Consider the following 20,026-nt stretch of genomic DNA (forward strand, 5'->3'; position numbering starts at 1 on the left):
TCAAAAAAGAATAAAACTCAGTCTTGGGGGACTCAGTCCGGTAGAATACCGGACTGAGCATCAAAAAGCCGGTTAACTGAAACTGTCCAGGTTTTGGGGTTCAGTTCATCACGCCGCATCCGGCATCTTTCCTAACGCCGATCGAGAGAAATTGCCCCCGGCCCGGTAATTGCCAACAGCAGGAATGCGCCAGCGATACTGACATTCTTCCAGAAATTAATCATATTTGGCCCAACCGCATCGCCGGTCATATCCCAGTAATGGTGACCAATTACCGCCGTACCCAGCGTGTAGAAAATAAACAGCACCGCCAGCGGACGGGTGAAAAAGCCAAGCACGATTAATATCGCGGCGGGCACTTCCATAACTACCGCAATAATCGCTGCCAGCATCGGCATTGGCGCGCCCAGCGAGGCCATATATTGGACCGTACCGTCAAAACCCATCATTTTGGGAAAACCAAAAATAATGAAAATTAAGACCACGGCGATACGGGCAATTAATAACAAAACGGGGCGTGCAGCACCAAAATCAAAATAACGTAGTGAGTTCATAACCAATCCCTTTGCAAGATAATGTGATTTAAACGTAATACACACTCTGGTACCTCGCCACGCCCCAGGCGTTGAGATATTCGCTAATTATCCTGGTTACAGTGATTTAAGCGCGATGTCCTCATCTATCAGCAGTTTCGCATCAAACGTTTTGCCGCTCTGGATCCATTTGCGGATTAAGCGAATCTCACGCCCCTGATTCAGCGTTACCGCACCGATAAGCACGCCGTTTTGCAGATTAAACCAAATCGCCTTCTGAGTTTCCGGGTTGCCACGACAAAGCCAGTCATCGCCACGCATATCGCCAATAAACTGTAAGTTATCACTGTACTGATCGCTCCAGAACCACGGCGGCGGCAGTCGCGGAAGCGGTAGCCCCAACATTGCGGCAGCGGCAATTTGCGCCTGGTTATTGGCGTTTTCCCAGCTTTCGCAGCGGTGTAGTGCGCCATTTTCAAGACGGGTGATTGCCACATCGCCACCGGCAAAGATCGCGGGATCGCAGGTGCGGCAAGCCTCATCAATGACAATGCCATTGGCAGTATCAAGGTTGGCCTCGCGAGCCAGTTGGTCGTTGGCGCTGATACCAATACCGTAAATCACCACATCGGCCTGAAGCGTTTCGCCACTTTGCAGCGTCAGTTCTACTTTTTCACCATCGACCACATGTTCAATGGCATTATTGAGCAGAATGTGCACACCAGCCTGCTGATGGCGCTGCAAAAGATAGCGTTGTACGGGCGGTGGTGCATTACGGCCCATGACGGTTGCCGCCAGTTCAATCACTGTCACCTTACATCCGCGCTGCGTGGCGCTGGCAGCCAGTTCCAGACCAATAGTTCCGGCACCGACAATCACGACTGACCGTTCGGGCTGCAGAACTTCTCTCAGTCTGGCGGCATCGCCGGCATGGCGCAGGGTAAAGCAGCGTTCTCCCAGTGCATCAAGCAACGGCAGCGGTCGAGCTGCCGCGCCGGTTGCTATAAAAAGCTGATCCCAGTGCCAGCTTTCGCCGTTGGCTAACACTAACTCTCGTGTGTCGCGGCCCAATGTTTTGATGGTTACACCGGAATGCAGATGAACATTGTTTTCCTGCCACCAGTGAGCGGGTAACACAGACTGCAACTGTGGGGAATCTTCCAGCAACATGGATTTCGAGAGCGGAGGGCGTTCATAAGGAAGATGTTGCTCATCGGAAAACAGATGCAGCTCACCGGTGAACCCTTGCTGGCGTAGCGAGGCCGCAGCCATTGCCGCCGCTTGCCCGCCCCCGACAATAATGATCGTTTTTTCTTTCATCGTACGTCCTTAAAGATCCAGCCCAGCCGCTACGTGGCGAATGCCGCGAATCGCTAAACCCGCATCAGCGTTGATCATCACACCGCTTAATGCGCGATTATTGCGCCGCGATGCCAACATCACATACGGACCCGTAAAATCCGCCGGTTGCGGGAAAAATTGCAGCGGTAATATGGCGGCAATTTTCTCCGGCGTCAGAGACTGCATTATCGAGGTTTCACTTTGCCCGAGCGCCTGTGGGCCGCGCAGGTCGCTAGCCATACCACACGGGCCGACGCCATTCACCCGCACTTTCGGTGCCAGTTCATAAGCCAGTTGGCGAATAAGTCCGGTTGCGGCATGTTTACTGGCGGTGTACAGCGGGCCACCGCCGCCGGGATACCAGGCGGCGTTTGACAGTGTGAAAATCATGCTGCCTTCACTGGCGATTAACGCCGGAGCGCAGGCTTTTGCGCCCAGCAGGTAACCGAGTACGTTGACATTAAACAGCTCGTGGAAGCCGGTTTCGAGCGTCTCTGCGGGAGTATTAACCAGTGAGGCATTGTGATCCCAGATGCCCGCATTGCCGATAAAACAATCCAGCTTGCCGGAACGAGTCAGGATCTGATCGATCGCGCGTTGATAATCGGCATAACAGGTCACGTTGCCTTCCACCGCCAGAATATGTTCGCCAAATCGCTGACGCAGACTGGCGACTTTTGCCGCCGACAGTTCCAGCGTGGCAACCTGCGCGCCTTCTTCGATAAATCGCTCGACCAGCGCCAGGCCTAACCCCGATCCGCCGCCGGTAATAAAGATGGACTCGTTATGCAGATCGCTCATGGCTGCGCCTCCGGTAAGTCGATGAAGATGTCACCACCTTCAACGTGTACTGGATAAGTGGTGAGCGGATCGGTGGCGGGCAGGCATAACGCTTTCCCCGTTTTCAGGCAAAAACTGGCGGCGTGCAGCGGGCACTCCACCGTGGCGTCATCTTCCAGATACCCTTCTGACATCGACGCATTACCATGGCTGCAACGATCGTTAATGGCATAAAACTCGCCGCCTACGTTGAACAGGGCGATGACGGGCGAGGTATCGATCCGGAGAGCCTCACCCTCCGGCACATCCGCAACGGGACACGCATAAATTCGATTCATCAGAACAGTACACTCAGGTTATGGGAGGAGATGACCGCTTGATCCAGGACGATATCCCGTTCCAGCAAGCGCCAGTTCCCGTCCTCCAGACGGCGAACTTTGTCGAAACGCGTTCCAACATAGAATGTTTCATCGCGCTCTTTTTGTGCCCGATAAAGCAGATAATTTACCCTCACGGCAAATACGTTTGGTATGTCGGTTTCGCTTACCTGGCAGTTGCTGATTAAGTGACGGGTGCGTGACGGCGGCTCTTCTGCCCAGGCCATGCCCGTTTCCAGACGGGCGATTCGCCGCTCCAGCTGGTCTTTGGTGTCATTAAAAATCCAGGTCGTCGGCGGCTGAACGCCTTTGCGGCGGTCGCGCGTTTGCGCGTTAACTGTGGTGCGCATGGTGTAACGAATCTCTTCGTCGAGCTGCGCCAGCCAGTCACGAAATTTCCAGTCATCCAGCAGACTGGCTTCGTGAAAGAGAAACTGGCTAATGCGGTGATGTAACTCCAGTGAAACTTGCGCACTCATTTCATCACCTCCTGCTGGTAAGCGGCGGTTTTATCGAGCACTTCCTGCCAGCTTTCGCTACTCAGGAGATCGGCCCAGCGTTGGTACATTCCACGAGCGGCCGTTTCTGAGAAGATATAGTTAGTAATGCCTGGAATGCCGTCGTCGCGACGCTTTTCCTGACCAAGCCCCATTTCCAGACACAGTTTGCTGTTGCGGGCGCGGTGACCTTTCAGCAATTTCTGGATTTCACACCAGTTCTCCGAGTCATCCTGCTCAAGAAAACCTGCAGGACCGAAAGCACGAGTGGCGCTGTTTTCAAAAGCAGCTTTAACTTCATCGGAGGCGGCTTTGTCAGTAATACAGAACGCCCACACTTCGACTTGATCAGGGCCGCGCGGATGCCAGACGCGGAGTGTGGCAGTGCCGTTTAGCCATGAAAGCGTGGGGAAAATATTGTTATGACCCGCCAGGCGCAGGGCGCGAACTTCACCTAAACGTTGTTCTGCTTCGGCATAGGTTTCGCGGTAATAGCTGGAAACCGCGCCATCGACCCAGACATTAGCATCCGGTTTTTCAGTAAAGAAGAAACCGCTACCGTGACCGTCCTGACCAAATTGCAGCGCATCTTTGGCGGTTTCCCACACCGGGCGGGCGGTTTGTCCATCACCGAGACGCTTATCGCTGCCATCATCTTTCGCCCCTAATACCTGAACGGCAGAAGCATGGCTGAACAGAGCATGATACTGGTCACTGGCGAACTGCTCTGCCGGGAATTTCCAGTTGCAGTTGATCACCCACTTTTGTACACCGCCGACAATTTCGGTGCCGCCTTCGCGACGATCCAGCATGCCATCCAGATACCAGGCAATGTCACCCAGGTAATCACGCAGGCCCGGTGCGCTGGTATCCCAGTTGCCAAAAATCAGCCCTTTATAACTCTCCACACAAGGAACTTCGTTTAGTCCCCAGTGGGATTTACACAACCCTTGTGGGTAGGCGCGAGGTTCCAGCGGTACATCGATCAACTCGCCGTTAATGCCATAAGACCAGCCGTGATACGGACAGGTAAAGGCGCGCGTGTTGCCGCAATCTGCATAACTCACACGCATGGCCCGGTGGCGGCATTGGTTGAGAAACGCCTTAATGCTGCCGTCTTTCTGACGCACTACGACAACCGCATCTTCTCCCATGTAGGTGTTAAAGAAATCACCGGGTTTTGGGATCTGGCTTTCGTGGGCGAGAAATAGCCAGCAACGACCGAAAATGCGCTCAAGCTCCAGTTGGTAAATATCCGGGTCGGTATAAATACGCGGAGTGACCCGACCGTTTTGGGTGTCAATCAGTTGGTAAATGTTCAAATCTGAGGGTGTGGTCATATTTTTTAATCCTGAAAGATAAGATGTATTGACCTTCTATTTTTGTGCCATAAGGATGTTGCTGGTTGGTTGCTAATATGTGAAATAGTTAATTTCTACCAGCTGAGACGTTTTTTCGATAACAAGGGGAAGGTGATGGAACTACGACATTTACGCTATTTCGTCGCAGTGGCGCAGGCACTGAACTTTACCCGTGCGGCGGAAAAACTGCATACCTCACAGCCTTCGTTAAGCAGCCAGATCCGCGATCTTGAAAACTGTGTCGGTGTTCCGTTGCTGGTGAGGGATAAGCGCAAAGTCGCGTTGACGGCGGCGGGAGAATGTTTTCTCCAGGACGCGCTGGCAATCCTCGAACAAGCGGAAAATGCCAAATTACGGGCGCGGAAAATTGTTCAGGAAGACAGACAATTAACCATTGGCTTTGTGCCATCGGCGGAAGTGAATTTACTGCCAAAAGTATTACCGATGTTTCGTCTCAGACAGCCAGACACCTTAATTGAGCTGGTGAGTTTAATCACCACGGAACAGGAAGAAAAAATTCGCCGTGGTGAACTCGACGTCGGCTTAATGCGCCATCCTGTTTATAGCCCGGAGATTGATTATCTGGAGCTTTTTGACGAACCATTAGTGGTGGTGTTACCGGTTGATCACCCTTTAGCACATGAAAAAGAGATCACCGCCGCGCAACTGGATGGCGTGAATTTCGTCAGTACCGATCCGGCGTATTCCGGTTCGCTTGCGCCGATCGTTAAAGCGTGGTTTGCGCAAGAAAACAGCCAGCCAAATATCGTCCAGGTGGCAACGAATATTCTGGTGACCATGAATCTGGTGGGGATGGGGCTGGGCGTCACTTTGATACCCGGTTATATGAATAATTTTAATACCGGCCAGGTGGTATTTCGACCCATTGCCGGAAATGTGCCTTCCATTGCTTTACTGATGGCGTGGAAGAAAGGGGAGATGAAGCCGGCATTACGCGATTTCATCGCCATTGTGCAGGAACGTTTGGCAAGCGTAACGGCATAATTACGCATTATCTTTGCAACATGCGTCACGGATCGCAGTTTTTGAGTGCTTGTGAACTGGCGTTACAGACATCGGGAAGCAGGCTCGAATATTCTTATTTTTCAACTTGCACCAACATTCGATTAACTCCAGACTAACGCCTCCTGACGGGAGGGACTCATGGTTTTGCAATCCACGCGCTGGTTGGCGCTCGGCTATTTCACATACTTTTTTAGTTACGGCATTTTTCTACCTTTCTGGAGCGTCTGGCTTAAAGGGATTGGTTTAACGCCAGAAACCATCGGCCTGTTATTGGGGGCAGGTCTGGTTGCCCGTTTTCTCGGGAGTTTGCTCATCGCGCCCCGCGTCAGCGATCCTTCTCGCCTGATTTCCGCCTTGCGCGTGCTGGCACTGCTGACACTTCTCTTTGCTGTCGCCTTCTGGGCGGGGGCGCACGTAGCGTGGCTGATGCTGGTGATGATTGGCTTTAACCTCTTTTTCTCACCGCTGGTACCGTTGACCGATGCACTGGCGAATACGTGGCAAAAGCAGTTCCCGCTTGATTACGGCAAAGTGCGATTGTGGGGCTCGGTGGCGTTTGTCATTGGCTCGGCGTTGACGGGTAAACTGGTCACTATGTTTGATTATCGGGTGATCCTCGCGCTGTTGACGTTGGGCGTGGCATCCATGCTGCTCGGCTTTCTCATCCGTCCGACGATTCAGCCACAAGGGGCAAGCCGCCAGCAGGAGAGCACCGGTTGGTCTGCGTGGTTGGCGCTGGTTCGCCAGAACTGGCGCTTTCTGGCCTGCGTTTGTTTATTGCAGGGGGCGCATGCGGCCTATTACGGTTTTAGCGCCATTTACTGGCAGGCTGCTGGCTACTCGGCCTCGGCGGTGGGCTATTTGTGGTCGCTGGGCGTGGTGGCGGAAGTCATTATCTTTGCGCTGAGTAATAAACTTTTCCGCCGTTGTAGTGCACGCGATATGCTGTTGATCTCGGCGATTTGCGGCGTAGTGCGCTGGGGCATTATGGGAGCAACTACGGCGTTGCCGTGGTTGATAGTGGTGCAAATTCTGCATTGCGGCACCTTCACGGTCTGCCACCTGGCCGCCATGCGCTATATTGCCGCTCGCCAGGGTAGCGAAGTCATCCGTTTACAGGCGGTTTACTCTGCCGTCGCGATGGGCGGCAGTATTGCGATCATGACCGTTTTCGCCGGTTTCCTGTATCAATATCTGGGCCACGGCGTGTTCTGGGTGATGGCGCTGGTGGCGCTTCCGGCAATGTTTTTGCGCCCGAAAGTTGTTCCCTCATGCTGATTCGAGCATTTTGCGGATCTGCTCCTGTTGATGTGTTGTCAGTGTCAGGTCCGTATAGATCAGCGGTGGTGAAAAGAGCGGTAACGGCATGGTATAAGGAGCAATAATCAGTGCCGCGCCACGCGGAGCGCCTGTCTGCAAAAATACCTTTACCGACATATGTTTAATGTTGAGCGGCAGTAACGTTAGTTCGCGTAGCTGCTGCTCAATCTGCGCTTCTCGCTCGCTATCATTCCCGGTCAGTAGAATAATCTGTTTCTCATGCAGGTCGTTTTCCTGCATTAGCCAGGCACCGAAAATCACCGCGACCAGACCGCTTTCCTCATCAGAAAGATGGACGCCGTATTCACTTTCAAATCCGGCCAGCGCCGCGCGGGTGGTGCGCACCAGGCGTGGATACAGGCGGGCGAACTCTTCCGGCAGGGTGTTATCAATACCGATGGCAAACAAACTGCGATTTAACGCCTGGGCGAGGTGGGTATAAAGCTGATCGCATAACCCCTGTTCATCATAAAAACGAACATTTCCCAGCTCACGAAAATGGTTTACCAGACGTTTGATAGACTGACGCAGTTGTCTGTCCCGCTGATGCGCATCCCGCAGTGGATCGGGAACCCGCAACATGGAAAAAAGTAATGCCATAAACAGTGGCTCATCAGGCGGTACAGGCTGGAGCGCCCGACGCTGCCAGTGGCGTCCAATTTCCTGCGCTACCTGAAATTCAAGGCAGGATTCCGCCCAGCGACGTTGGAGCGGATTAAACTGAGGCGTAATTCCAGCGTGGTGTTGCAGCAAACAATATTGCAGATACAGACACAGGAAATGAATATCGCGCGTTTCAAAGCGTTTTTGCAGCCGTCGGGAGCAGAGATTCACTAACGCTTGTAGATTGGTATCGTCGTAAAAGTTACGCGCAATTCCGCGCCGCTTCAGTTCACTCTTCAGGGCGGGGGTGAAATGGCTGGTAATAAATGACGGACACAGACGGAAACCACGTCGTAGCCAGTGAAATAAACACAAACGTTGGTTAAGCACTGTACCTTCAACCCGGTAGCTACCGTCATAACCAGTAGTCAGTGTGAGTTGATGATAGCGCAGGATCTCACGTCCTGTTTCGCTGATATCAAGACTGGCAATATCATCATCCACACCATTAAGCTCGCTGAAAGTTGCCGTGGTGGCGGTCAACCCCGGCTGAAAGAGTGTCAGCAAGATCTGGCAGCGGCGCTGGGGAGCCGAAAGGACAGATGGTGGAGCAAGCGTAGGCATCATCTGTAGATCTCCCATAAGCATAATTGATAAGAATAGCTAAAGTTTGCTCAGGGAAATGGCGAAGGGAATGCTAATCATCAGAAATGTTGGCAAGCGTCACAGAATTTTTCTCATCTTAAACTGTTCTGACCAGTGGATTAGCATGTCTTAAGGTGGTTTTGTGAATGATTATCGTGCTAGCGATCATGGGTTAGTTCTGCGGATTCAACGCGCTAAGGATAAAATCCACCATCTGTTCGCGATAAACATCGCCGTGACGATCAGAAAAAGCATCAATGTGTTCGCCATCCGGGATTAGGATCAACCGTTTTGGCTCTTTTGCCAGGCTATACAACTTTTCGCTGTGCTGCCATGGGATAACGTGATCAGCTTTACCGTGAATGAGTAAAAGCGGGATCGGGCTGACGCTGGCGATGTAATTTTCGCCGCTGTAACTCTCATCAAGTAAGTAGCCACTGCCGGGAATCATCTGGTTGGCGATGGTCGCATAAGAGGCAAATGTGGAGTCGAGGATCACCGCACGTATGCCTTCACGATCACCCTGACCAATAACATCAAGAATATTCGCCCCGCCAATACTCTGCCCGAACAGCACCAGCCGTTGTGGGTTTACATCACTGCGATGGCGCACCACATTGATGGCGCTTTGCGTATCGTCTAATAACCCTGCCTGAGAAGGTTTTCCTTTTGATTTACCGAATCCACGATAATCAAACATAAAAACATTGAAATTACGTTCGGGTAACCAACTGACCAGCGGCCAGTGGGCGGACATATTTCCGGCATTGCCGTGAGCATGAATAATGGTAGCAATGGCGTTATCAGCAGGGCCCGTCGAAGAAGGGATAAACCAGCCTTGCAGATGAGTACCGTCCTTAGCCGTAAATTCGACGGATTCCGCCGACCAGGGTTCGGGACCGTAAATTTTGTCGTCAGGATAATAGAAGAAATTGATGGCGATGCGCGGTATTAAATAAATGCAGAAGGCAACAACAAAGAGAATAAACAGAATTTTGAGAACGCGTTTGTTCACTGGCAGCGCCATAACCTTTCCTTGCGACTTCTTTATCATCCATTAATCGGGGAAAGATGGTGGGAGAGTGGCGAAAGAAAGTAAAGCGGTGAGGAAGTATTTCGGAATAGCGCCTGAAAGGCGAGGGCGGGTGAGTGACATCACCCGCCAGAGTCATTAACGCTTCAGGGCGTCGCTTAACTCGTCACGCATATTCGCCAGCATGGCTTTAACAACGCGCGGGTTACCAGCAACGATGTTACCGGTCAGCATGTAGTTATGACCACCGGTGAAGTCGCTGACGATGCCGCCCGCTTCACGAACCAGCAGCTCGCCTGCGGCGAAATCCCACGGACGCAGACCGATTTCAAAGAAACCGTCAACGCGACCCGCAGCAACGTAAGCCAGATCCAGCGCCGCAGAACCGGTACGACGGAAGTCAGCGCATTCGTTGAACAGTTTGCCGACGATGTTGATGTAGGTGGTGGCGTACTGTTTTGCTTTGAACGGGAAGCCGGTCGCCAGAATAGTACCGTCGAGATCGCGAGCGGTGCTGCCGCGCAGACGGTAGCCGTTCAGCTGTGCGCCCTGACCGCGAGTGGCGGTGAACAGTTCGTTACGCATAGGATCGTAAACCACAGCAACTTCAGTGCGGCCTTTGATACGAACGGCGATAGATACCGCGAAGTGCGGCAGACGTTTGATAAAGTTGGTAGTGCCATCCAGTGGATCGATAACCCATTGAACATCCTGATCAGTACCTTCAAGTTCACCGCTTTCTTCGGTGATGATGGTGTGCTGTGGGTAAGATTTACGAATCGTGTCGATAATCACCGCTTCGGCAGCTTTATCTACGTTGGTCACGAAGTCGTTACTGCCTTTCTGGCTCGCTTCTACAGCGTCCGGGGTTTCATAGTTTTTGGCAATTAAATTACCCGCCTTGCGCGCTGCGCGCACGGCGATGTTCAGCATCGGATGCATCGGTCTCTCTCACTGGATGTTAAAGAACGGGAAAACGGCGCAGAGTATAGCAGCGAGATCGGCATCTGTCTTCGTTTTATGATAAGATGCGCGAATAATCTTTAGACGAAGAAAGACAATGCTGCAAAATATTCGAATTGTGCTGGTGGAGACGTCACACACCGGCAATATGGGTTCTGTTGCCCGTGCCATGAAAACAATGGGATTAACCAATCTGTGGCTGGTTAATCCACTGGTGAAACCTGACTCCCAGGCGATTGCCCTGGCAGCAGGGGCCAGCGATGTGATTGGTAATGCTCACATCGTCGATACGCTCGACGAAGCGTTAGCCGGTTGTAGCCTGGTGGTGGGCACCAGCGCACGCTCCCGCACGCTGCCGTGGCCGATGCTCGACCCGCGCGAATGCGGTCTGAAAAGCGTCGCTGAAGCGGCAAATACCCCGGTGGCGCTGGTTTTTGGTCGTGAGCGTGTTGGCTTGACCAATGAAGAGTTGCAGAAATGCCATTATCATGTCGCGATTGCTGCGAACCCGGAATACAGTTCGCTGAACCTGGCGATGGCGGTTCAGGTTATTGCCTATGAAGTGCGCATGGCCTGGCTGGCAACTCAGGAAAATGGCGAACAAGTCGAGCATGAAGAGACGCCGTATCCGCTGGTCGATGATCTGGAGCGTTTTTATGGTCATCTGGAACAAACGCTGCTGGCAACCGGTTTTATTCGTGAAAACCATCCGGGGCAGGTGATGAATAAATTGCGCCGTCTGTTTACCCGTGCGCGCCCGGAAAGCCAGGAATTGAATATCCTGCGCGGGATTCTGGCTTCTATAGAGCAGCAGAATAAAGGTAATAAGGCCGAATAACAGTGGTTGCCTGATGCGACGCTTAATGCGTCTTATCAGGCCTACAATGTACAGAACCGTAGGTCGGATAAGGTGTTCACACCGCATCCGACAACAGGTACAAACGCCACGATAAAAAAATGGCACTGAAGGTTAAATACCCGACTAAATCAGTCAAGTAAATAGTTGACCAATTTACTCGGGAATGTCAGACTTGACCCTGCTATGCAATACCCCCACTTTTACAATAAAAAACCCCGGGCAGGGGCGAGTTTGAGGTGAAGTAAGACATGAGACTGACATCTAAAGGGCGCTATGCCGTGACCGCAATGCTTGACGTTGCGCTCAACTCTGAAGCGGGCCCGGTACCGTTGGCTGATATTTCCGAACGTCAGGGAATTTCCCTTTCTTATCTGGAACAACTGTTTTCCCGTCTGCGTAAAAATGGTCTGGTTTCCAGCGTACGTGGACCAGGCGGTGGTTATCTGTTAGGCAAAGATGCCAGCAGCATCGCCGTTGGCGAAGTGATTAGCGCCGTTGACGAATCTGTAGATGCCACCCGTTGTCAGGGTAAAGGCGGCTGCCAGGGCGGCGATAAATGCCTGACCCACGCGCTGTGGCGTGATTTGAGCGACCGTCTCACCGGTTTTCTCAACAACATTACTTTAGGCGAACTGGTTAATAACCAGGAAGTGCTGGATGTGTCTGGTCGTCAGCATACTCACGACGCGCCACGCACCCGCACACAAGACGCGATCGACGTTAAGTTACGCGCTTAATAAAAAGTATTCAGAATCAGGCCGGAGTGTTTAACACTCCGTAAACACGGTCGTACATCCAGCCGGTAGCCTGGTTCCTTGCATTGAGTGATGTACGGAGTTTATAGAGCAATGAAATTACCGATTTATCTCGACTACTCCGCAACCACGCCGGTGGACCCGCGTGTTGCCGAGAAAATGATGCAGTTTATGACGATGGACGGAACCTTTGGTAACCCGGCCTCCCGTTCTCACCGTTTCGGCTGGCAGGCTGAAGAAGCGGTTGATATCGCCCGTAATCAGATTGCAGATCTGGTCGGCGCTGACCCGCGTGAAATCGTCTTTACCTCTGGTGCAACCGAATCTGACAACCTGGCGATCAAAGGTGCAGCCAACTTTTATCAGAAAAAAGGCAAGCACATCATCACCAGCAAAACCGAACACAAAGCGGTACTGGATACCTGCCGTCAGCTGGAGCGCGAAGGTTTCGAAGTCACCTATCTGGCACCGCAGCGTAATGGCATTATCGACCTGAAAGAACTGGAAGCAGCGATGCGTGACGACACCATCCTCGTTTCCATAATGCACGTAAATAACGAAATCGGCGTGGTGCAGGATATCGCGGCTATCGGCGAAATGTGCCGTGCTCGAGGCATTATCTATCACGTTGATGCAACCCAGAGCGTGGGCAAACTGCCTATCGACCTGAGCCAGTTGAAAGTTGACCTGATGTCTTTCTCCGGTCACAAAATCTATGGCCCGAAAGGTATCGGTGCGCTATATGTACGTCGTAAACCGCGCGTACGCATCGAAGCGCAAATGCACGGCGGCGGTCACGAGCGCGGTATGCGTTCCGGCACCCTGCCTGTCCACCAGATCGTCGGTATGGGCGAAGCCTATCGCATCGCAAAAGAAGAGATGGCGACCGAGATGGAACGTCTGCGCGGCCTGCGTAACCGTCTGTGGAACGGCATCAAAGATATCGAAGAAGTTTACCTGAACGGTGACCTCGAACACGGTGCGCCGAACATTCTTAACGTCAGCTTCAACTACGTTGAAGGTGAGTCGCTGATTATGGCGCTGAAAGACCTCGCGGTTTCTTCCGGTTCCGCCTGTACGTCAGCAAGCCTCGAACCGTCCTACGTGCTGCGCGCGCTGGGGCTGAACGACGAGCTGGCACATAGCTCTATCCGTTTCTCTTTAGGTCGTTTTACTACTGAAGAAGAGATCGACTACACCATCGAGTTAGTTCGTAAATCCATCGGTCGTCTGCGTGACCTTTCTCCGCTGTGGGAAATGTACAAGCAGGGCGTGGATCTGAACAGCATCGAATGGGCTCATCATTAATCGGTATCGGAATCAGGAGAATTTATAATGGCTTACAGCGAAAAAGTTATCGACCATTACGAGAATCCGCGTAACGTGGGTTCCTTTGACAACAACGACGAGAACGTCGGCAGCGGCATGGTGGGTGCACCGGCCTGTGGCGACGTGATGAAGTTGCAGATTAAAGTCAACGATGAAGGTATCATTGAAGACGCGCGTTTTAAAACTTACGGCTGCGGTTCTGCTATCGCTTCCAGCTCCCTGGTCACCGAATGGGTGAAAGGGAAGTCTCTCGACGAAGCGCAGGCGATCAAAAACACCGATATTGCTGAAGAACTTGAACTGCCTCCGGTGAAAATTCACTGTTCTATTCTGGCAGAAGACGCGATCAAAGCCGCCATTGCGGACTATAAAAGCAAACGTGAAGCAAAATAAGAGTTGAGGTTTGGTTATGTCGATTACACTGAGCGACAGTGCAGCAGCGCGAGTAAATACCTTTCTGGCTAACCGTGGCAAAGGGTTTGGCCTGCGTCTGGGCGTGAGAACCTCCGGATGTTCAGGTATGGCTTATGTACTGGAATTTGTTGACGAACCGACGCCGGAAGACATCGTGTTTGAAGACAAAGGCGTGAAAGTCGTGGTCGATGGCAAAAGCCTGCAATTTCTGGACGGTACGCAGCTGGACTTCGTAAAAGAAGGCCTGAACGAAGGGTTTAAATTCACCAACCCGAACGTTAAAGATGAGTGTGGTTGCGGCGAAAGCTTCCACGTTTGATGCGCATACCGATAACCCCACCGTGGTCGCCTGCGCGTGGGGTTTGTTTTACCTGATTCGCCGTTATCGCGGCGGATCGCAGCCCTGAGAATGTTATGGATTACTTCACCCTCTTTGGCTTGCCTGCCCGTTATCAACTCGATACCCAGGCGCTGAGCCTGCGTTTTCAGGATCTACAACGTCAGTATCATCCTGATAAATTCGCCAGCGGAAGCCAGGCGGAACAACTCGCCGCCGTACAGCAATCTGCAACCATTAACCAGGCCTGGCAAACGCTGCGTCATCCGTTAATGCGCGCGGAATATTTGCTTTCTTTGCACGGTTTTGATCTCGCCAGCGAGCAGCATACTGTGCGCGACACCGCGTTCCTGATGGAACAGCTGGAGCTGCGCGAAGAACTGGACGAGATCGAACAGGCGAAAGATGAAGCGCGGCTGGAAAGCTTTATCAAACGTGTGAAAAAGATGTTTGATACCCGCCATCAGTTGATGGTTGAACAGTTAGACAACGAGACGTGGGACGCGGCGGCGGATACCGTGCGTAAGCTGCGTTTTCTCGATAAACTGCGAAGCAGTGCCGAACAACTCGAAGAAAAACTGCTCGATTTTTAATTTCTGGAAGCTAAACATGGCCTTATTACAAATTAGTGAACCAGGTTTGAGTGCTGCGCCGCATCAGCGTCGTCTGGCGGCCGGTATTGACCTGGGCACAACCAACTCGCTGGTGGCGACAGTGCGCAGCGGTCAGGCCGAAACGTTAGCCGACCATGAAGGCCGTCACCTGCTGCCGTCTGTTGTTCACTATCAACAGCAAGGGCATTCGGTGGGTTATGACGCGCGTACTAACGCAGCGCTTGACACCACCAACACCATTAGTTCTGTTAAACGCCTGATGGGGCGCTCGCTGGCTGATATCCAGCAACGCTATCCGCATCTGCCTTATCAATTCCAGGCCAGCGAAAACGGCCTGCCGATGATTGAAACGGCGGCGGGGCTGCTGAACCCGGTGCGCGTTTCTGCGGACATCCTCAAAGCACTGGCGGCGCGGGCAACTGAAGCCCTGGCAGGCGAGCTGGATGGTGTCGTTATCACCGTTCCGGCGTACTTTGACGATGCCCAGCGTCAGGGCACCAAAGACGCGGCGCGTCTGGCGGGGTTGCATGTTCTGCGCTTACTTAACGAACCGACCGCTGCGGCTATCGCCTACGGGCTGGATTCCGGTCAGGAAGGCGTGATCGCTGTTTATGACCTCGGCGGCGGGACGTTTGATATTTCCATTCTGCGCTTAAGTCGCGGCGTGTTTGAAGTGCTGGCGACCGGCGGTGATTCCGCGCTCGGCGGCGATGATTTCGACCATCTGCTGGCGGATTACATTCGCGAGCAGGCGGGCATTCCTGATCGTAGCGATAACCGCGTTCAGCGTGAACTGCTGGATGCCGCCATTGCGGCCAAAATCGCGCTGAGCGATGCGGACTCCGTGACCGTTAACGTTGCGGGCTGGCAGGGCGAAATCAGCCGTGAACAATTCAACGAACTGATCGCGCCACTGGTAAAACGAACCTTACTGGCTTGTCGTCGTGCGCTGAAAGACGCTGGCGTAGAAGCTGATGATGTGCTGGAAGTGGTGATGGTTGGCGGTTCTACTCGCGTGCCGCTGGTGCGTGAACGAGTAGGCGAATTTTTCGGTCGTCCACCGCTGACTTCTATCGACCCGGATAAAGTCGTCGCTATTGGCGCGGCGATTCAGGCGGATATTCTGGTGGGTAACAAGCCGGACAGCGAAATGCTGTTGCTGGATGTGATCCCGCTGTCGCTGGGCCTCGAGACCATGGGCGGCCTGGTGGAGAAAGTGATCCCGCGTAATACCACGATTCCGGTGGCCCGCGCCCAGGATTTCACCACCTTTAAAGATGGTCAGACGGCAATGTCTATCCATGTGATGCAGGGTGAACGTGAACTGGTGCAGGACTGCCGCTCGCTGGCGCGTTTTGCACTGCGTGGTATCCCGGCGCTACCGGCTGGCGGCGCGCATATTCGCGTAACGTTCCAGGTCGATGCCGACGGTCTTTTGAGCGTGACGGCGATGGAGAAATCCACCGGCGTTGAGGCGTCTATTCAGGTCAAACCGTCTTACGGTCTGACCGATAGCGAAATCGCTTCGATGATCAAAGACTCAATGAGCTATGCCGAGCAGGACGTAAAAGCCCGTATGTTGGCAGAACAAAAAGTAGAAGCGGCGCGTGTGCTGGAAAGTCTGCACGGCGCGCTGGCTGCTGATGCCGCGCTGTTAAGCACCGCAGAGCGTCAGGTCATTGACGATGCTGCCGCTCACCTGAGTGAAGTGGCGCAGGGCGATGATGTTGACGCTATCGAACAAGCGATTAAAAACGTAGACAAACAAACCCAGGATTTCGCCGCTCGCCGCATGGACCAGTCGGTTCGTCGTGCGCTGAAAGGCCATTCCGTGGACGAGGTTTAATATGCCAAAGATTGTTATTTTGCCTCATCAGGATCTCTGCCCTGATGGCGCTGTTCTGGAAGCGAATAGTGGTGAAACCATTCTCGACGTTGCGCTGCGTAACGGTATCGAGATTGAACACGCCTGTGAAAAATCCTGTGCTTGCACCACCTGCCACTGCATCGTTCGCGAAGGTTTTGACTCGCTGCCGGAAAGCTCAGAGCAGGAAGACGACATGCTGGACAAAGCCTGGGGACTGGAGCCGGAAAGCCGTTTAAGCTGCCAGGCGCGCGTTACCGACGAAGATTTAGTGGTCGAAATCCCGCGTTACACTATCAACCATGCGCGTGAGCATTAACAGAGGTTAGTATGGGACTTAAGTGGACCGATAGCCGCGAAATTGGCGAAGCACTGTACGATGCGTATCCCGATCTTGATCCGAAAACGGTTCGATTCACCGATATGCATCAGTGGATTTGCGATCTGGAAGATTTCGACGACGACCCGCAGGCATCCAACGAGAAAATCCTCGAAGCGATTTTGTTAGTCTGGCTGGACGAAGCCGAATAATTTCCGCGTCATGCTTCACGCCGCAGATGCGTTGGCTGCGCTCGTTCACCCCAGTCACATAGTTATCTATGCTCCTGGGGCTTCACTCACTTGCCGCGTGATTCGGCCTTTTGGCCTCACCCCTCCGGGGCCAGCGCAAGCGCTGTTCAAAACGCAATGCGTTTTGTCCTGCAACGCGAATCATTTAGCGGAAAAATCCTGGGGCTGCCAACTGGCGGCCCTTTTACAAAGAAGGATAACTAAAATGACAGAAGCGATGAAGATTACCCTCTCTACCCAACCTGCCGACGCGCGCTGGGGAGAAAAAGCGACTTACAGCATTAATAATGATGGCATTACCCTGCATTTGAACGGGACAGACGATCTGGGGCTGATCCAGCGTGCGGCGCGCAAGATTGACGGTCTGGGCATCAAGCATGTTCAGTTAAGCGGTGAAGACTGGGATGCGGATCGCTGCTGGGCATTCTGGCAAGGTTACAAAGCCCCGAAAGGCACACGTAAAGTGGAGTGGCCGGATCTGGACGATGCCCAGCGCCAGGAACTGGATAACCGCCTGATGATCATCGACTGGGTGCGTGACACCATTAACGCACCGGCGGAAGAGCTGGGGCCATCGCAACTGGCACAGCGTGCTGTTGATCTGATCAGCAACGTCGCGGGCGATCGTGTGACTTATCGGATCACCAAAGGCGAAGATCTGCGTGAGCAAGGTTATATGGGGCTGCACACGGTCGGGCGCGGTTCAGAACGTTCTCCGGTATTGCTGGCGCTGGATTACAACCCGACTGGCGATAAAGAAGCGCCAGTGTACGCGTGCCTGGTTGGTAAAGGCATCACCTTTGATTCCGGCGGCTACAGTATCAAACAGACCGCATTTATGGACTCGATGAAGTCGGACATGGGCGGCGCGGCAACGGTTACCGGGGCGCTGGCGTTTGCCATTACGCGCGGACTGAACAAGCGCGTGAAGCTGTTCCTCTGCTGTGCGGATAACCTGATCAGCGGCAACGCGTTCAAACTGGGCGATATTATTACCTATCGCAACGGTAAAAAAGTTGAAGTGATGAACACTGATGCGGAAGGGCGTCTGGTGCTGGCCGATGGCCTGATTGATGCCAGTGCGCAGAAACCGGAACTGATCATTGATGCGGCGACCCTCACCGGGGCGGCGAAAACTGCGCTGGGTAATGATTATCACGCGCTGTTCAGTTTTGACGATGCGCTTGCCGGTCGCTTGCTGGCGAGTGCCGCGCAGGAGAATGAACCGTTCTGGCGTCTGCCGCTGGCGGAGTTCCACCGCAGCCAGCTGCCGTCTAACTTTGCCGAACTGAACAATACCGGAAGCGCGGCGTACCCGGCAGGCGCGAGCACGGCGGCGGGCTTCCTGTCGCACTTTGTTGAGAACTATCAGCAAGGCTGGCTGCATATCGACTGCTCGGCGACTTACCGTAAAGCGCCGGTTGAACAGTGGTCTGCGGGTGCTACGGGACTTGGTGTGCGCACGATTGCTAATCTGTTAACGGCGTAAACTAATATGCCGGATGCGGCGTAAACGCCATATCCGGCCTACAAAGTATTGCAAATTCAACAAATTGTGAATCCCTTGTAGGCCTGATAAGTATGGCGCATCAGGCACTTGTGCCCCGAACGTTGAATGAATTGTGGTTCTTATGTCCGAAACAAAAAATGAACTTGAAGACCTGCTGGAAAAAGCAGCAACCGAACCGGCGCACCGCCCGGCCTTTTTCCGTACTCTACTGGAATCCATCGTCTGGGTGCCTGGTACGGCGGCGCAGGGCGAGGCTGTGGTTGAAGATAGCGCGCTTGATTTACAGCACTGGGAAAAAGAAGACGGCACCAGCGTCATTCCTTTTTTCACCTCGTTAGAAGCACTTCAACAGGCGGTTGAAGACGAACAGGCATTTGTCGTAATGCCCGTTCGCACATTGTTTGAGATGACCCTTGGCGAAACGCTCTTCCTTAATGCCAAACTGCCAACCGGTAAAGAATTTATGCCGCGTGAAATCAGTTTGTTGATTGGTGAAGAAGGAAATCCGCTGAGCAGCCAGGAAGTACTGGAGGGCGGTGAATCGCTGATATTATCGGAAGTCGCAGAGCCACCAGCACAAATGATTGATTCACTCACCACCTTATTTAAAACTATTAAGCCGGTGAAGCGTGCTTTTATTTGTTCAATTAAAGAGAACGAAGAGGCACAGCCTAATTTACTTATTGGCATTGAAGCCGATGGTGATATCGAAGAAATTATTCAGGCGGCGGGAAGTGTAGCGACCGATACATTACCTGGCGATGAACCCATCGATATTTGTCAGGTGAAAAAAGGGGAAAAAGGAATTAGCCACTTTATTACCGAACATATTGTGCCATTCTATGAACGTCGCTGGGGTGGTTTTTTGCGTGACTTTAAACAGAACCGGATAATCTAAAATATGCCGCCCCAAAGGGCGGCATTCGGGTTTACCTGCTGTTCTGAAGGTTGTTAACCACCAATAAATTGTTGCCGGAGAGACTCCGGTTATTATTTACCTCGGTTAACAGCGCACCAGAAACAATAAGTACGATACAAAAGCACCGTATCTTCATTGTGCGGTCCATGCGAAGACCGCATCACGACATCACCACTGGCGATATTGCCGCGATAGCAAGCGACGAGATACACTTGCATTTACGGCCAAGGAACATCCTTTCCTAAAGCCAGCGCCCGTTTGCGAGACGGCGGAAAGGGCCGGTGTCGATAATACGCTAACCGAAAAATAATTACTCGTTTTTTACTTGACACAAAATTTCTTAACAGCGAGTATTCTTTTGCTGTGAGGCACCTGC

At 52.8% G+C, this 20,026-nt stretch carries 23 protein-coding genes; 13 read left to right on the top strand and 10 right to left on the bottom strand.

All coding sequences use genetic code 11. The annotated features are described in order from the left end of the window. Nucleotides 1-131: 131 nt before the first annotated feature. The 6 genes from ACJHXB_RS17860 to hcaE form a co-directional block, all read right to left on the bottom strand. Nucleotides 132-554 carry a DoxX family protein gene (locus ACJHXB_RS17860; protein ID WP_001087250.1) on the bottom strand — a complete coding sequence of 141 codons (423 nt, stop codon included), beginning with the start codon at nucleotides 552-554 and terminating at the stop codon, nucleotides 132-134. Nucleotides 555-650: 96 nt separating this feature from the next. Next, nucleotides 651-1,853, bottom strand: a complete 1,203-nt coding sequence (gene hcaD / locus ACJHXB_RS17865) for a phenylpropionate dioxygenase ferredoxin reductase subunit (protein ID WP_000660761.1) — start codon at nucleotides 1,851-1,853, stop codon at nucleotides 651-653. 9 nt (nucleotides 1,854-1,862) lie between these two features. Beyond that, nucleotides 1,863-2,675: a 3-phenylpropionate-dihydrodiol/cinnamic acid-dihydrodiol dehydrogenase gene (gene hcaB / locus ACJHXB_RS17870; RefSeq protein WP_001281367.1), complete on the bottom strand. Its 813-nt coding sequence runs from the start codon at nucleotides 2,673-2,675 to the stop codon at nucleotides 1,863-1,865. Continuing rightward, nucleotides 2,672-2,992, bottom strand: coding sequence for a bifunctional 3-phenylpropionate/cinnamic acid dioxygenase ferredoxin subunit (locus ACJHXB_RS17875; RefSeq protein ID WP_001080102.1), 321 nt, complete (start codon nucleotides 2,990-2,992; stop codon nucleotides 2,672-2,674). Before ACJHXB_RS17875 ends, hcaB begins: the two co-directional genes overlap by 4 nt. Then, nucleotides 2,992-3,510: a 3-phenylpropionate/cinnamic acid dioxygenase subunit beta gene (hcaF, locus tag ACJHXB_RS17880; protein WP_001276077.1), complete on the bottom strand. Its 519-nt coding sequence runs from the start codon at nucleotides 3,508-3,510 to the stop codon at nucleotides 2,992-2,994. Before hcaF ends, ACJHXB_RS17875 begins: the two co-directional genes overlap by 1 nt. Beyond that, on the bottom strand, nucleotides 3,507-4,868 hold the full coding sequence (gene hcaE, locus ACJHXB_RS17885) for a 3-phenylpropionate/cinnamic acid dioxygenase subunit alpha (RefSeq protein ID WP_000211172.1): 1,362 nt from the start codon (nucleotides 4,866-4,868) through the stop codon (nucleotides 3,507-3,509). The genes hcaF and hcaE overlap by 4 nt, the downstream gene beginning before the upstream one ends. A 135-nt stretch (nucleotides 4,869-5,003) precedes the next feature. Here hcaE and hcaR point away from each other — a divergent pair, with 135 nt between their 5' ends. Next, a complete protein-coding gene (hcaR, locus tag ACJHXB_RS17890; protein WP_000423251.1) occupies nucleotides 5,004-5,894 on the top strand; it encodes a DNA-binding transcriptional regulator HcaR in 891 nt (296 codons plus the stop codon). Between the two features lie 159 nt (nucleotides 5,895-6,053). Then, nucleotides 6,054-7,193, top strand: a complete 1,140-nt coding sequence (locus tag ACJHXB_RS17895; protein WP_000244193.1) for a 3-phenylpropionate MFS transporter — start codon at nucleotides 6,054-6,056, stop codon at nucleotides 7,191-7,193. Here ACJHXB_RS17895 and csiE read toward each other — a convergent pair. From csiE to suhB, 3 genes are all read right to left on the bottom strand, one after another. Continuing rightward, nucleotides 7,185-8,465 carry a stationary phase inducible protein CsiE gene (gene csiE / locus ACJHXB_RS17900; protein WP_000983023.1) on the bottom strand — a complete coding sequence of 427 codons (1,281 nt, stop codon included), beginning with the start codon at nucleotides 8,463-8,465 and terminating at the stop codon, nucleotides 7,185-7,187. The genes ACJHXB_RS17895 and csiE overlap by 9 nt on opposite strands. A gap of 190 nt (nucleotides 8,466-8,655) precedes the next feature. Further along, the gene (locus tag ACJHXB_RS17905) at nucleotides 8,656-9,510 is read right to left on the bottom strand and encodes an alpha/beta hydrolase (protein WP_001469408.1); all 855 of its coding nucleotides are present in this window, start codon (nucleotides 9,508-9,510) and stop codon (nucleotides 8,656-8,658) included. Nucleotides 9,511-9,654: 144 nt separating this feature from the next. After that, nucleotides 9,655-10,458: an inositol-1-monophosphatase gene (gene suhB / locus ACJHXB_RS17910; protein WP_000553451.1), complete on the bottom strand. Its 804-nt coding sequence runs from the start codon at nucleotides 10,456-10,458 to the stop codon at nucleotides 9,655-9,657. Between the two features lie 118 nt (nucleotides 10,459-10,576). Between suhB and trmJ the strand changes: the two genes are divergently transcribed. The 11 genes from trmJ (at nucleotide 10,577) to sseB (ending at nucleotide 19,629) form a co-directional block, all read left to right on the top strand. Then, the gene (gene trmJ / locus ACJHXB_RS17915) at nucleotides 10,577-11,317 is read left to right on the top strand and encodes a tRNA (cytosine(32)/uridine(32)-2'-O)-methyltransferase TrmJ (RefSeq protein ID WP_000940019.1); all 741 of its coding nucleotides are present in this window, start codon (nucleotides 10,577-10,579) and stop codon (nucleotides 11,315-11,317) included. Between the two features lie 269 nt (nucleotides 11,318-11,586). Continuing rightward, nucleotides 11,587-12,075 (top strand): Fe-S cluster assembly transcriptional regulator IscR, encoded by a 489-nt coding sequence (iscR, locus tag ACJHXB_RS17920; RefSeq protein WP_001241357.1) that lies wholly within the window; start codon nucleotides 11,587-11,589, stop codon nucleotides 12,073-12,075. A gap of 111 nt (nucleotides 12,076-12,186) precedes the next feature. Continuing rightward, a complete protein-coding gene (gene iscS, locus ACJHXB_RS17925; protein ID WP_001295373.1) occupies nucleotides 12,187-13,401 on the top strand; it encodes a cysteine desulfurase in 1,215 nt (404 codons plus the stop codon). A gap of 27 nt (nucleotides 13,402-13,428) precedes the next feature. Continuing rightward, nucleotides 13,429-13,815, top strand: coding sequence for a Fe-S cluster assembly scaffold IscU (gene iscU / locus ACJHXB_RS17930; protein ID WP_000331707.1), 387 nt, complete (start codon nucleotides 13,429-13,431; stop codon nucleotides 13,813-13,815). Between the two features lie 16 nt (nucleotides 13,816-13,831). Then, the gene (iscA, locus tag ACJHXB_RS17935; RefSeq protein WP_000028953.1) at nucleotides 13,832-14,155 is read left to right on the top strand and encodes an iron-sulfur cluster assembly protein IscA; all 324 of its coding nucleotides are present in this window, start codon (nucleotides 13,832-13,834) and stop codon (nucleotides 14,153-14,155) included. Nucleotides 14,156-14,250: 95 nt separating this feature from the next. Further along, nucleotides 14,251-14,766: a co-chaperone HscB gene (hscB, locus tag ACJHXB_RS17940; RefSeq protein WP_000384413.1), complete on the top strand. Its 516-nt coding sequence runs from the start codon at nucleotides 14,251-14,253 to the stop codon at nucleotides 14,764-14,766. Between the two features lie 16 nt (nucleotides 14,767-14,782). Next, on the top strand, nucleotides 14,783-16,633 hold the full coding sequence (gene hscA / locus ACJHXB_RS17945) for a Fe-S protein assembly chaperone HscA (protein WP_001196639.1): 1,851 nt from the start codon (nucleotides 14,783-14,785) through the stop codon (nucleotides 16,631-16,633). Between the two features lies 1 nt (nucleotide 16,634). Further along, entirely contained in the window at nucleotides 16,635-16,970 is a 336-nt protein-coding gene (gene fdx, locus ACJHXB_RS17950; protein WP_001124471.1) for an ISC system 2Fe-2S type ferredoxin, read from the top strand. A gap of 11 nt (nucleotides 16,971-16,981) precedes the next feature. Next, on the top strand, nucleotides 16,982-17,182 hold the full coding sequence (gene iscX, locus ACJHXB_RS17955; RefSeq protein WP_000523616.1) for a Fe-S cluster assembly protein IscX: 201 nt from the start codon (nucleotides 16,982-16,984) through the stop codon (nucleotides 17,180-17,182). Between the two features lie 244 nt (nucleotides 17,183-17,426). Further along, entirely contained in the window at nucleotides 17,427-18,710 is a 1,284-nt protein-coding gene (gene pepB, locus ACJHXB_RS17960) for an aminopeptidase PepB (protein WP_000133606.1), read from the top strand. Nucleotides 18,711-18,852: 142 nt separating this feature from the next. Then, on the top strand, nucleotides 18,853-19,629 hold the full coding sequence (gene sseB / locus ACJHXB_RS17965; RefSeq protein WP_001469409.1) for an enhanced serine sensitivity protein SseB: 777 nt from the start codon (nucleotides 18,853-18,855) through the stop codon (nucleotides 19,627-19,629). A gap of 31 nt (nucleotides 19,630-19,660) precedes the next feature. On the opposite strand, the gene timP is transcribed toward sseB, so the two are convergent. Continuing rightward, entirely contained in the window at nucleotides 19,661-19,786 is a 126-nt protein-coding gene (gene timP, locus ACJHXB_RS17970) for a small toxic inner membrane protein TimP (RefSeq protein WP_004974226.1), read from the bottom strand. Nucleotides 19,787-20,026 lie beyond the last annotated feature (240 nt).

Source organism: Escherichia sp. WS3227_2, assembly GCF_046486495.1.
In the GTDB taxonomy this organism is placed as follows: Bacteria; Pseudomonadota; Gammaproteobacteria; order Enterobacterales; family Enterobacteriaceae; genus Escherichia; species Escherichia coli.